Origin of the sequence: Erwinia amylovora, from assembly GCF_017161565.1 — a bacterium.
Taxonomy (GTDB): Bacteria; Pseudomonadota; Gammaproteobacteria; order Enterobacterales; family Enterobacteriaceae; genus Erwinia; species Erwinia amylovora.
The window spans coordinates 459,983-472,837 of sequence record NZ_CP066796.1; the positions used below are offsets into that span (position 1 = coordinate 459,983).

A 12,855-nucleotide genomic window follows, 5' to 3' on the forward strand; every position below is an offset into this window, starting at 1 on the left:
TTATCATAAAAAGAAATGTTTTTTTTTGTTTCTATGATGTTTTCTTTTTTGATTCAAAATTTATAATGACCTTAAGTTTTCTTATTTCGCTATCAATTGCACCATTTATCTCTAAAGGAAATACAATATCTTCAAGCTCAGAGTTATCTTTATTGAGAACTCCACGGGCTGCACATTTCAATATACGATAGTGAGCTATTAGCTTTCCGAGCAGTGTATGTAGCTCTGGGTTATCTACATATCCAGAGTTACTTTCGATCAGTAGTGTTATTTTATCAGAAATATCAATTATTTGCTGTAACAACTCTTTATCATGGGTGTCAAGCACATTGTTATTGTTATTGTTATTGTTATTGTTATTGTTATTGTTATTGTTATTGTTACTTTGTATTAAGTAGCGTAAGGCTCGGAAGTATTTTCCTTCGGATCTAAGTTTTTCTTTTTCTTTCAATGCAAAGTGGCTATATATTATTCTTGACTCTTCTAATAATGAATTAAAAGGCCCATAGAATTTTTCTATTTTTTCTTTTGCATTATTTGCGAAAGTAATTTTTCTCTCTCGTAACTCTATTTGTTGTTGTTGCTGCCTATCTTTCCGATACTTAGTGATAGTATGAAATGCTATAGCCAAAGAAACCAAAGCCGTAATAAATGATGTTATAGCTGACAATTCAGTTGGTTGAAGCCCCAATAGTCCTTTTGAGGTATTATTACTGGTTGATTCAATATATACATTCGTTATTAGTGAATTATTAGAATAGTCCTTTTTAATATATGGAGTGATAATGTGATTTTTATTTTCCATGATGTTATATCCCGAATGAGAGGTCTTTTAGAGAACGGTAGTTTCTCAATGCCGCAATCCCATCCTCAACATGTGCCGCCCACGCTTTAATTAACATTTTCTGCTCTATCTGTGGATACAGCATTTTAAGAATTAAATCCGTGGCCTGTAATGTCTCCCCTAACCACGTAATTTTATCTAGTATCAAAACACCATCCAGCTTCATACTATCTCGCTCAGGCAAATAACGAAAATCGGTTTCCACCGAACGGAAAAACGCCAACCGTGCGGCGACATTCGGCGTGATCCCTGTGTATCCTTTTAGCTTTTTTAGTTGTTCTTCTGTCTGTCGACTGAGCTGCATTCGGTTTGGGAGCATCAGATTGCCTCCTTGGTTAATTCCCAGAAATAGCCTGGTTTTAGAATCGATGACTTGGTATGTGCATTAAAGACGATCTCATAAGCATGGGAGATGTCGTCACGAAGTTGATCGACAAAGTAACGTTCATCTACTTCTGTATCAGTGGACAGCAGAACAACTTGATGACTGGCCTCGGGGAAGTAATGGTTAATCAACTTATCTCGGTGCTGCGAGTCCAGACGTCCCAGCGGTGTATCGATGATAACTGGTAAATCACGACCAGAGGTTTTAGCCAGTGCCTCAAGTATTGCAATTGCATAAATTTGCTTTTCACCAGCAGATAGTAATTTTCGGTTTATCACTGAACCATTTTCATCAATTAATTCCACATCAAACGTTCCAGGATTGATATGTGCACTAAGTTGTAAATCCTCTTTACGAGCCAACTTACGGTAGGCCAATTCAAAATTAGTAGCCAAAGTTTTTACTCGTGCTTGAGTTAAAACATCGCTGTAACGATCGAGTAAATTTATTGTTTCTTGAGCATTCTTAAAGGCGCTACTGTAATTGTGCTGATAGCGAACGGCATCATGTGCTTTTTGTATCTGGCGGACGCAATCCAGTTGTTGTTGTTTTGTGTGTTTAGCCTGTTCTAGAAATAAACAATATTTTTGCCGCTGAGCTTCGCGCTGCCGATCCAAATCGCGTAATTTTTCGAATAGATCCATTAACTGATCGTCTTCAGGCGCACGGGCAATGTTAGCAGCGGCTTGTTCAAGCTGTAGTTCAACTTCAGCTAACTGATTACGATAAAGATCAAAGTGTTGCCATGCTCTCTTGCTTTCCTGCCCGATGGAATGTTGAAGCATACCCGCTTCTCGTTCAGAAATATCAAAAAGCAAATCGCCTTTAGGTTTGTTTGCCATATACTCTTTCAGATTATCTGTAATGGCTTCAGTAGCGATTTTACTCGTGGTGCTGGAGCGCAATGCAATATCGTTTCCGAGTTGAGTTAAAAACTGACTCAGTTCTTTTTCAAAGCTTTTTGCCTGCTTGATCTCCGTTTCATTCGCAATCTGTTGTAGTAAACGGGACAAGGTATTAGGAGCCAACGCATAAGGTAGCGCACCATCAAATTCCTGACGTAATGCTTTCTCCAGACGTTCCCTATCTTTTAGTAAAGTTTCAGCCTTATTTTTTTCTTGCATCTTTGTCTGAGCAAACGCACCGCCTTGTGCATTCAATAGGCCTTCATAACGGATGATGTCTTTAGACAGAAACTCGATTCGTGTATTGGCAAAATCAGCTTTTTCCAGCAGTTCTTCCGTCTGACCAGCTAATTTTCTACTTTGCGTCTCAAGCTTTGCAATATGTTGTTGCTGAGAACCTTCCAACTGGCTGGATTGCTGGCGCTTAATTAAAATCACTAAATCATTGCGTAGCTTAGATATCAGATCTAAACCTAACAGGCGACGTACAGCAGTACGCAGAATATTGCCGGATTCATCTTCCGCCAGTTCCGCAATTTTTTCACCATCAAAAAAGAACAAATCAGCGATGCCATGCGGAATCAATTCATTAAGGAATCCCTGGCATTGCTCATAATCGAACTCACTCAGAGGTTGCCCATCCTGCTGTAGAGAAAGCTGGTCTTTCTTGCCTTTTTCCCAAGTTCGCGTGACGGTAAATTCTGCCTCATTACCACCTTTATTGTAGGTAAACGTCAGTTCTACCGATGCTTCCGCCACCTGTTCACTACAGTACGCACCGTTATGAATCAGTGCGCTGAGCTGCTCAATATATTCTTGTTGCTGCGTCGCGAGGCCAAATGCCATTCGACCATACAACGCCAGTCGGATTGCCGATAAAATCGAGGTTTTTCCTGCGCCATTTAAGCCACCAAACAATACGATAGGTCGTGGATTTTCATCGTGTAGACGCTTTCTGGGAGCTAAATCAATGGTGTGTGTACCGCTGAATACTCGAAAATTACGCAATACTAATTGCTTAATTAACATTTTCGTTTTCCTCACCGGCAAATACAGATGATTCACTGGCATCGACAATTCTACGTTGTAAAACTTGAAGCTCAGCTTCCAGTCTGGCAACTTCTTCCTGATGAATATCCCGATCGTTTCGTTTCTGCAGTGTTATCTGATTTTGCTGAATCTCTTCCAAACTACCCCAGTCTTGCTTCAAAATTGTACCGAGCTTGTCAAATATCCCCTGACGGCGACTTAATCCTTCCATTGAAACTTCCAACTCAATAAGTTTCATTACCATCTCTGGTACAACGTCAAATCCTTGGGCAATCTGTATCAGCAAATCAGCATCGCTGGCATCAAAGCGTGATTGATCATCAACCACCCAGTCGAGTTCCTGCTGGTACACCTCACGGTAAATACCTGGGAGGGTGTCATACCAGTCAGGTTCATTGGGGTCTTTCAGCCACTCCTGACGGATAGCGTGCAATTCCAGTTTGGTGATTAACGTAATGGTGTGACCCTGCGCATTCAAATCACGCTCAATTTTAAGTAAATCTTTTAGCCACTCCTGACGATATTTTAGCCAGTAAGGGCCAGGAACATGTTTACGTTCTGCGCTAAGCTCCTCACCATCCTTAGCGTATTGATAGCTCACTTTGCCGGTACGGCGTTTATAGTTGCGATAAGTGTCTTTATTAGCGGGATCGGTGGTAAATGCCAGAAGATCACGATATTTCAGTAACGGAGACATCCACTCTTCTCCATTCTTGATCAGGCTTTCCATCGCTTTATCTTTGGTAACCACTGTGCAGGTCCAGCAGCCAAAACGTGAATTTCCGCAGGAAGGGGTACTTTCGTCGATTACAAGTGGACACTCCCCCTGTGCGGAAGAATCCATATACAGTGTCCAAAGCGGACGATTGTTGCCTCCCCACGGGCTTTCCCACTCTTCAATATCTTCAGGAGAATATCGGAACGCACCACGTAATAGCTTCCAGACATCTTCCACATCCCAAGCATCAATGGGAGTATAGATAAAAGCGTTTGCCAGCGTGGTATGTCGGGCGAGGCGCGAGCCATCAATTTTGTGTTTTGCAATTACCTGCGCACGGGAAGCGCTTTCGCTACTGCGCGAACCTAAAACCACAATCACCTCATCAAACTGGCTGACTTTATCTTTGATAAAATCACTGACCGGGTTGATCTTCATTCGTTCGGTACACCAGCGGAAACTCCGAGTGGGTGCCGGATAACCTTTTCCTAGCAAGTTAACCCAGAACGTTTCATTAGTTTTGGGCATCACCGCATGCTGGGTGATTGGCAGGCGATTACGTTTTGCACCAGCCTCAATTTGCAACATGGTTTTCTTAATCAGATCAACCACTACTGGCGTTTCTACCAGAGTATCTGATGATACTAAGAAAACATCTTTATTGCGCATTTCCGGAGGCAGGCCCAGTAAGGCCAGATATACCAAAGTAATAACCGCTGAAGAATCTTTACCGCCACTGTAGCCAATTACCCACGGACGTTTATCCGCACAATAAATTCTCTGAACTTCTGTAACATATTCCGCCAGAGGGCGTCCGGCGAATTGTTCCTGATTAATAAAATCTTCGTACTCGGCCAGATCGAAGGCCTGAACCAGTTTACTCATGAGACAACCATTTGAGCTTCAAGCTCCTGTTCTTCAGGAGTGAGGGGAAGGGATAGCGCAATTTTTAGTGCGTTACAGGTTAGCTGAATCGCCGTACTTGTTTTGCTCAGCTTGCCATGTTGCATTGATCTTTTGATCAAATTCGGATTGTTTCTACGCCAGTTAAATGTTTTGAGTGCGGCAATTTTCTCCGGCCATTGCTCAGGATAATCCCTCAGTAGTGCATATCCCAGTTGTCCGAGAGCCTGTAAACCGATGCCGTGAGCGTGAACATAGTCCTGCCGTAGCTGGACAGGTGAGACCTCTTTTTTAGCTGCTAGTTGCCAATCCGGCATCACACTGAAAATAGCTAGCCAGTAACTGGCCGCTATTTGGGTACATTCTTCAAAATTGTCCTCTTTGGGTTCTTTTCCAAGTAGAGCGCGGGTTGCCTGCTTGATGCTGCTTAAGGTAAACAATTTATTTGACCGCTGGCTGATACCTGATTTTTCTAACTCAGTCATCCCTATGAACGGTTCAATGGACATCGCCAAATAACGAGCCAGATTTGAACTTGCATCACGATGATCGTAAAGCGACGATAATGAAGGACTAGGGCGGATGGCGTATTTGTTCAGATCGGCGAACATTTGCTGGCTACGTTTTAAACCTTCATCGACGAAAAATAGCACCGGAATATTATCCTGCCCTAATTCAGGGCGAGCATCTAAAGCGTCTTCAATCGCCTTACGGCGATGCTGACCGTCATTGATTAAAATTTGAGCATCCATTGGCACACATAGCGTCCCCAGATTATTGGAACCGGGAAACTCATCAAACTGGACATCGACGGCAATGGAGGCTGTCAGTGCTGAAAACACATAATCTTTTGGGTTTTCCAAGAGATAACGCACCATTTCGGGTATGCGTGATTTATTCAGTGTACGTTGTGCTCGTAATTCCGGTGGCACGTCGTTTTCATCAAAACTGAATATTTTCGGAATGATACGCATTGGGCATGTGGCAATGTAGAAAGGACGTCCAGCCTGAATGCCACGTATAGCTGGAAACGAGTAGCAATAATCTGCATCAACATTAGCCATATGTAGTCCGTATGAAGCATTGAGTGAATTCTGTTACGTCATATTTTACGTAATACGTGATTAGATTTGTAGTCTTTTACGTGATTTTTTGCGTACGATAGCTAACATCTCAGTGATTAGTACACCCCGATGTTAGCTGTCCCATGAAACAGATAGTTGCAATGGAACAGCTATGCGCACCGTCAGCATCCCTGAGGGGTCAAAGCGGTTCTGCTCTCGTGCGCCAGGCGAAGCAAAGGTATTCGTCCATCATGCTGGTAAGCCTCGAGTTTTCTGCCTGTCGGTTAATGATCCAGATATTAACCTCCTCCTCGGAGCTACACTTCAGGTTCTCAGTCCAGTCAGTAAGGCAATTCCCCAGCATCAGATCGTACCAACACAACCAGACAAGCTTCAGACGCAGCTCATTACCGCTGAACTGCCGAAACAGACTGATGAGCTTATTAGCCAGCGAACGTTGTTTTTAAACGTACGCACTCTGAAAGCAGGACGCCTTCCAGCATGGGATGATGAACGAGCAAATGATCTTGCGTACATAAACTGACGCTCAAATCATCCTCAAGAGATAATGGTGTCGCCGATGTTTTACCGTAAAAGATTTGGTGCAGACATTGAGGAAAAATAGCAATAACCGGTTCTTTACCCGGAAACTTAAAGCAGCCGACTTTCAGATTGTGGGTGTAATAAATATTCTGGTGACACATGCCCTGACGAACGGCCCGCTTTGTAAAATCCAGTAGCCAGGTCAGATAATATCTGTGGAGCTCTTCGTAACGAGGTTTATAGTTCTTCATGACTTAATATTTCCTTTAGGTATGAATGACAAGTAGCAGAAAACCTCCAGGTAGCCGGATAATTATTTTCATGCTGCGGTTTTAGTTAGCGGGAAGGTCTATTTACGTTACTGGTTAATACGTTCCTGAAGCCAGGCTTCAACTTCGCTTTCAAGCCAGCGAGAGCTGCGCCCCAGTTTGATTGGTTGCGGGAATATACCGTCTTTGATGAGCTTATACAGCCATTTATCTGTCATTTGAAGCAGGTTGGTGATAAATGCCATGTCAATAAATTGATCTTCGAGCAGGGAAGGTTTGATCGTCATATCGTAATTCTCCGGTAGGTAAAGGTGAGCCGGAGTTGGTTTAAATTATTACCGTTGCTGCTCCGACATACCTATCGCTAGAACCGTAAAATATATGAATTAGATGCTCCGGGGCCTTCCTGCTCGCGTAGGCTCACCAGCTTCATTACATCCCCAAATAATTATTCCATTTTTTTGTTCCTCTTTTGTTAAATAACTTATTATTCGTCTCAGACTATGTACATCATCCACATTTCGGTGGTCATACTACGGTATGAATATTATCCCGATGATAACCCTGAGGTTTACACCACTCATATTTTCCTTCCGAGTTAGTAACCTCACTCCAGACCCTTCCTGCATGTTGTATAAAAGGGAAAGACTTTTTTATTTTTTGACCATTTAAGTAAAATACTGCATGAGAGTGGAGTTTTCCGCTAGACGTCCATTCGATTACCCAGAAATAACCACATGAATCCTCTATACGCATCATTTGTCCGTCAGAGATCTCATGTCAGCTTGGATCTCAACTAAGGAATTCCTGCTAAATCTGCTTGTCTCATGCAGATAACCAAAATCTATTCTGCAACCTAATAGCTTAGAGTGCCTGAAAAAAAGTGTATTGAGATGATGATTTATCATGTTTAACAAGAAGTCGTTAGGGGTGATGCTTTTGAGGTAAGGTTAGTACCTTTGCATGATTGAATTCCTTTGGTGTGTTAATAAAAGTAATCGGTATCTATGTAATTTAATAAATGAGAGCTGTATGCCTGACGTATGCATTGATGTAGAAAGGGCTTACTCTATAATAACAATTAACCTTAATTAACGTTTTACGTGTGACGGTAGCCAGTTCGGTTTAAGTTTTTTGAGCTACAGCAGCGACATCATTTGATGCTTCAATCGTCGGTTCTCCAGAGATTTTAGATGTACTCATGGGCAACATACAACATGTGTAAGAGAATCTATTTAATCCAGGGTGTGATTCTTGTAACCTATTTATATTATTTTTTATTATTCTATTTTTTACTACGAAATTACTACGTTTTTAATTTGATTTTACTATGTTAATCATTCATTTTTATGCGATTTTTTACGTAAAATATCTACAATATTAAACTGGCGGTCTTTGATGAATCTGTGTTAAATGTGCTGTATCAGCGTATGAGGAGGTAAGATGATGCAGAGGCTACTTAAGGTAAAGAAAGCCCTAATTGATAAAGAAATATATTGGTTGAAAAACAATCAAAGGGCATTGCACTTTTATTTTTTTTAAAACTGGAATATCAAAATAATAGATCTCAAGTTGTTGCTGAAAAAATTAATTCTGTTCTTGATCATAAAAATAACGAAGTTGCTAATCAGTGGGTGCATGAACTGGAAATACCAGCTGATATAATAAAGGTTCCTGTCTCTAAAATTGACGTAACAGAATTAACAGTTCATGAATTGACGGAAGATAATTCGAAGTGAGAGAGTGGAAGTATTAATGATATCTCCTTTAAGGAAATTGAGAAAATAATAGATGGTTTTGAAAGAACTTCTTCAATAGAAGACGCGTATGGTATCAACTTTGGATATACTGTGAACGGTATCTCATCTGTTTATGATTATGAGCCAAACGATCATCATACGGGTCATGCCTCCTTCGGGAAGCATGGCCTTTTTGTTTTTAATCTCCGAAAAAGGAATTAACCATGACCCGATTAGTATCTCGCTTTGGCGCGGTAAACCTCGTTCGCCGTGACCGCCCGCTAACCCGCGATGAACTGGCCCACTATGTGCCGAGTGTCTTCAGCGAGGAGAAACATGAATCTCGCAGCGACCGGTACACCTACATCCCTACCATTACCCTGCTCGATAACCTGAAACGTGAAGGCTTCCAGCCGTTCTTTGCCTGCCAGACGCGTGTGCGGGACTGGGGATATTTGACCGAGTGGAAGAGAAGCGTAATGCCATGCAGTCGCTGATGTTACCGCCACCAGCACAGCAGGCGATGGCGAAAGCAGCATTGACCTATCGCTTTGGTGAAGAGCATCAGCCGGTGACGGAATCGCAGATCCTTTCCCCGCGCCGCTGGCAGGATGAAAGCAATGACCTGTGGACGACTTACCAGCGCATTCAGGAGAACTTGATAAAAGGCTGGTTGTCGGGACGAACGACTAAAGGCAAACGTGCACATACCCGTGCTGTAAAAGGTATCGATGGTGATGTGAAGCTCAATCGCGCCCTGTGGGTGATGGCCGAGAATATGCTGCAGCTTGTCTCATGAACCTTTTTATTATCCCTTCCCTCAGGCCTTGCCAATAAACCGGCGAGGCTTTTTGTTTTAAGGAACAAATATGTCTGTATTTAATTTATCCCCGGTATTTCCTGCAAACGAGCAACGCGTCATTCGTCGGGCATTACGCCTGCTGGAGAAATATCAGCGTCAACCGAGTGAGCCATTTACCTCCACCAGCTTCACTAAGACCTGGCTGCAATTACAGATGGCTCATCAGGAGCGTGAAGTTTTTATCGTGATGTATCTCGACAATCAGCACTGCCTGCTGGGATGCGAAACACTGTTTACCGGCACACTTAGCCAAACCGAAGTGCATCCCCGCGAAGTGGTTAAATTGGCTCTGAAACACAATGCCGCTGCGGTAATTCTGGCGCATAACCATCCGTCAGGTACGACAGAAATCAGTCAGCAGGATAAACACATCACTCAGCGGATAGTGAAAGCGTTAGCACTGGTAGAAGTGCGAGTGCTGGATCATTTGGTTGTTGGGAACGAAGTGGTGTCTTTTGCTGAGCAGGGTTTGCTTTAAACGGAGGTTTTCATGTCAATCACACTACCTCATGAATGGGGTCTACAAAGCGATATCACCCCACGATTTGGCGCGAGATTAGTTCAGGAAGGCAATCGGCTGTATTACCTGGCTGACAGGGCTGGATTAACGGTGAGCTTTAGCCCGATACACCTGCAGAAACTGGATCAGGCTTTCCCGCTGTTTGTAGAACAACTGGAAAATATGCTGCGTGCTGGCGAACTAAATCCACATCAGCAACATCAGGTGACCATTCAACTTACGAGTTTAACCTGTATAGCTGATACCCGTGGTAGCTGCGGTTACGTTTACATTTCTATTTATCCAACCCCATAAAATCTTTTCTCTTCTTCTTTTCTCAGGATTCTATCCATGCACATTTCAACTGTACCGGCCACGGTGCCGGTTTCGTCACGCCTGTCTCCCGTGCAGGTGTGGCAGCAACTTTTAACGTATCTGCTGGAGCATCATTACGGCTTGACACTAAATGACACGCCATTCCATGACGACGCGGCCATTGAGGAGCATATCGACGCAGGAATCACGCTCGCCGATGCTGTTAATTTTCTGGTGGAACGTTATGAACTGGTACGTATCGACCGCAAAGGATTTACATGGCAGGAGCAGACGCCATTCCTGGCCGCCACCGATATTCTCAGAGCAAGGCGAGCTACCGGATTAATAAATATTTAAATTCTTCGAGCCTCATTCCTGATTTTCCCTCTGAACTTCCAACCTTTTTTATTCATCGCATAATGCGCCTGCCACTCCCGGCAGGCGTGTTTGCTTTTATGGACGATTAACGATGCAAACAGAACCCGACGTGTTGACGGAACACAATGAGCTCATTCTTTCGACCAGTATTGAGCGTGTTGTCACTGGTCGCGATACCGCACTCAAACAGATCGAACAACTCATTCAGCAGCTTGATGCCATTTCACGACTAACCTCAGAAATTGGCGGTGGTACAGCGCAAGACTGGGCGATGAAGTCCGGGCACCGCTACAATAGCTGGCTGACTGAAAAGGCTGATAAAGCGCTGCCTGCTATCATCCGCAATATCGACCGCTGTATCTGGCGCGATTTGATGTTGAAATCCGGCATGATGGCCTTGATGGATGCACAGGCTCGCGACCAGTGGCATAAGAACCTCGAGGAGGGCGATCTTCCTGCTATCAGCGAGGCGAATATCCTCAGTACTTTTGAACAGTTACATCTCAACAAAATGGATGTCTTCGAACGTGGCATCATTAACGTCTTCAAAGGACTGTCATGGGATTATAAGACCAACAGTCCCTGCAGCTTCGGTAAGAAGATCATCATTAACAATCTGGTGACGCATAACCGCTGGGGCTTTAGCCTTAACTGGGGTTGGCGACGGGATCAGCTGGCTGACCTGGAGAGAATGCTATTTCTGCTGGATGGCAAACCCATCCCTGACAACCGGGGTGATATCTCCACTCGGTTGATGGAGCATATCCGGGATAATCCGGCTAAGGACGTTTACGAAGATGAGTTCTTCCGCATTCGTTACTATCAAAAAGGCACAGCGCACTTGGCCTTCAAGCGTCTGGAGTTGATTGAGCGAATGAATGACATCATTGCGAAACACTATCCGGGAATGCTGGCTTCGAGATGATGGGGGGACTGAGGTTGTCTTCGCCACAGGTAGTTACGCGAACACAAACATGCTATTTTAATAAGTGTTATTAACTTTTATTAAAAGGTGACGGTCATGAGACAACTCGCGAAACAGACGATCAGCGCTCAGATCCCTGCAGAGCTTGCCGCGGCGGTTGAAAACCTGGCTATTGAACTGGACAGATCTAAAAGCTGGGTGATTAAAGAAGCGCTGACCGCCATGATTGAAGAGAGAGAGCGGCGGCATCAGCAGATTTTGAAAGGGCTTGCTGATGTCGATGCGGGAAGAGTGGTTAGCCATGCGGATGTAGTTGACTTCGCTAACAAACTGAAAAAATCGTAACCCATGGAAATACAGTGGACCCAAAAGGCCCAGGATGACCTGGAGCGTATTTATAGGTTTGCCTGTCAGTACAGTCGGCAACATGCTGACAACGTATTAGAGCGTTTGCTCATAGGAACCTCAGGGCTCGCCGACCATCCAAGAATCGGTGTTTCTCAGATAAGATATGAACCACGAGAAGTGAGAAAAATCTTGTTTGATGATTATGACGTTCACTATGAAATTCAGCGCGACACTATCTATATTGTTGACCTTTGGCATACCCGAGAGGATCGCTGAAGTTCGTCATCTTCCAGGTAACTCTTGCCCCGATTCGAGTCCCAAAATCAACGATTTAATGTGTTGGTATCGATGTTGGTACATTATCTAAATGTTATTTTTTATTACTTTTAAATCAAAGGATTAATCTTTATGTGCGAGTCCGGCCTTTCCAACAGTATGTAAATGGACCTCAACTGAGGTCTTTTTTTTTGCCTGAAATCCGGCAGTTACGCTGTTTCTCCCCCCAGTTCTGTGTCTCTTGACGTCCACGCATATCTATCCACATATACCAACAAATGGTGCTATTACTGGTGATATCTTCTGTTCGACTGGTTTTGATTCCAACAACGGAGGTGTTAACTGATGGTGTAACCAGCCCGCAAACGGGGGGCTGGAGATTTTCCGGCATACAGATGGTGTCTCAGTGTAAATCGCTATGCTTAAAGCCCGTTTAACCGAACACCAGTTCATTGCCGTTCTGAAGTCTGTCGAGGCTGGCAGAAAAGTGAAGGATGTTTGCCGTGAAGCCGGTATGTCAGAGGCCAGTGAACAGAACTGGAAAGCAAAATATGGCGGTATGGGGGCCAGCGATATTAAGAAGACGAGAGATATGGCAGATGAAAACCGCCGTCTTGAATTTATATCTGTTCAGGACGCTTAACGATGTGCGGCAAATGACAGGGAAATGGCTGGGCGAATATAACGGTGAACGTCCGTTTGAATCCCCGAACCACCTGGCGCAGCAAGAGTACCGAATGACGAAGACTAACGCCGGAACCTCATAAAGTGCATGGAACTTAAACGGGTGCCCTTACAGGGGCACCGTGGCCGATCGCAGTATATATTAATG

Annotated in this window: 14 protein-coding genes and 3 pseudogenes; 10 read left to right on the forward strand and 7 right to left on the reverse strand. The window is 43.8% G+C overall.

Features of this window, described 5'->3' with window-relative positions; translation table 11 throughout:
* Positions 1 to 31: 31 nt before the first annotated feature.
* From JGC47_RS17460 to JGC47_RS02150, 7 genes and pseudogenes are all read right to left on the reverse strand, one after another.
* A complete protein-coding gene (locus tag JGC47_RS17460) occupies positions 32 to 805 on the reverse strand; it encodes a hypothetical protein (protein WP_241097888.1) in 774 nt (257 codons plus the stop codon).
* A gap of 4 nt (positions 806 to 809) precedes the next feature.
* Positions 810 to 1,163 carry a DNA sulfur modification protein DndE gene (gene dndE / locus JGC47_RS02125; protein WP_009349902.1) on the reverse strand — a complete coding sequence of 118 codons (354 nt, stop codon included), beginning with the start codon at positions 1,161 to 1,163 and terminating at the stop codon, positions 810 to 812.
* The gene (dndD, locus tag JGC47_RS02130) at positions 1,163 to 3,163 is read right to left on the reverse strand and encodes a DNA sulfur modification protein DndD (RefSeq protein WP_004155177.1); all 2,001 of its coding nucleotides are present in this window, start codon (positions 3,161 to 3,163) and stop codon (positions 1,163 to 1,165) included. Before dndD ends, dndE begins: the two co-directional genes overlap by 1 nt.
* The gene (dndC, locus tag JGC47_RS02135) at positions 3,153 to 4,787 is read right to left on the reverse strand and encodes a DNA phosphorothioation system sulfurtransferase DndC (protein ID WP_004155178.1); all 1,635 of its coding nucleotides are present in this window, start codon (positions 4,785 to 4,787) and stop codon (positions 3,153 to 3,155) included. The genes dndD and dndC overlap by 11 nt, the downstream gene beginning before the upstream one ends.
* Positions 4,784 to 5,869 (reverse strand): DNA sulfur modification protein DndB, encoded by a 1,086-nt coding sequence (gene dndB, locus JGC47_RS02140; RefSeq protein WP_004155179.1) that lies wholly within the window; start codon positions 5,867 to 5,869, stop codon positions 4,784 to 4,786. The genes dndC and dndB overlap by 4 nt, the downstream gene beginning before the upstream one ends.
* A gap of 199 nt (positions 5,870 to 6,068) precedes the next feature.
* Positions 6,069 to 6,663: pseudogene (locus tag JGC47_RS17840) on the reverse strand (hypothetical protein).
* Positions 6,664 to 6,770: 107 nt separating this feature from the next.
* On the reverse strand, positions 6,771 to 6,968 hold the full coding sequence (locus tag JGC47_RS02150; RefSeq protein WP_004155182.1) for a helix-turn-helix transcriptional regulator: 198 nt from the start codon (positions 6,966 to 6,968) through the stop codon (positions 6,771 to 6,773).
* A 1,209-nt stretch (positions 6,969 to 8,177) separates the two neighbouring features.
* On the opposite strand from JGC47_RS02150, the gene JGC47_RS02155 reads away from it, so the two are divergent.
* The 10 genes and pseudogenes from JGC47_RS02155 (at position 8,178) to JGC47_RS17925 (ending at position 12,790) form a co-directional block, all read left to right on the forward strand.
* Positions 8,178 to 8,420, forward strand: coding sequence for a hypothetical protein (locus JGC47_RS02155; RefSeq protein ID WP_004155184.1), 243 nt, complete (start codon positions 8,178 to 8,180; stop codon positions 8,418 to 8,420).
* 224 nt (positions 8,421 to 8,644) lie between these two features.
* A pseudogene (locus tag JGC47_RS02160) lies at positions 8,645 to 9,219 on the forward strand (DUF932 domain-containing protein).
* Between the two features lie 70 nt (positions 9,220 to 9,289).
* Positions 9,290 to 9,760, forward strand: coding sequence for a RadC family protein (radC, locus tag JGC47_RS02165; RefSeq protein ID WP_004155187.1), 471 nt, complete (start codon positions 9,290 to 9,292; stop codon positions 9,758 to 9,760).
* 12 nt (positions 9,761 to 9,772) lie between these two features.
* Positions 9,773 to 10,096 (forward strand): type IV toxin-antitoxin system YeeU family antitoxin, encoded by a 324-nt coding sequence (locus JGC47_RS02170; protein ID WP_004155188.1) that lies wholly within the window; start codon positions 9,773 to 9,775, stop codon positions 10,094 to 10,096.
* Positions 10,097 to 10,132: 36 nt separating this feature from the next.
* Entirely contained in the window at positions 10,133 to 10,453 is a 321-nt protein-coding gene (locus JGC47_RS02175) for a TA system toxin CbtA family protein (RefSeq protein WP_004155189.1), read from the forward strand.
* A 112-nt stretch (positions 10,454 to 10,565) separates the two neighbouring features.
* On the forward strand, positions 10,566 to 11,399 hold the full coding sequence (locus JGC47_RS02180) for a DUF4942 domain-containing protein (RefSeq protein ID WP_004155190.1): 834 nt from the start codon (positions 10,566 to 10,568) through the stop codon (positions 11,397 to 11,399).
* Positions 11,400 to 11,495: 96 nt separating this feature from the next.
* The gene (locus JGC47_RS02185; RefSeq protein ID WP_004155191.1) at positions 11,496 to 11,744 is read left to right on the forward strand and encodes a CopG family ribbon-helix-helix protein; all 249 of its coding nucleotides are present in this window, start codon (positions 11,496 to 11,498) and stop codon (positions 11,742 to 11,744) included.
* 3 nt (positions 11,745 to 11,747) lie between these two features.
* On the forward strand, positions 11,748 to 12,023 hold the full coding sequence (locus JGC47_RS02190; protein ID WP_004155192.1) for a type II toxin-antitoxin system RelE/ParE family toxin: 276 nt from the start codon (positions 11,748 to 11,750) through the stop codon (positions 12,021 to 12,023).
* A gap of 418 nt (positions 12,024 to 12,441) precedes the next feature.
* Positions 12,442 to 12,642, forward strand: a pseudogene (locus JGC47_RS02195) (transposase); the annotation flags it as partial.
* The gene (locus JGC47_RS17925) at positions 12,623 to 12,790 is read left to right on the forward strand and encodes an integrase core domain-containing protein (RefSeq protein ID WP_024015145.1); all 168 of its coding nucleotides are present in this window, start codon (positions 12,623 to 12,625) and stop codon (positions 12,788 to 12,790) included. The pseudogene JGC47_RS02195 and the gene JGC47_RS17925, both read left to right, overlap by 20 nt.
* The last annotated feature ends 65 nt before the right edge of the window (positions 12,791 to 12,855 follow it).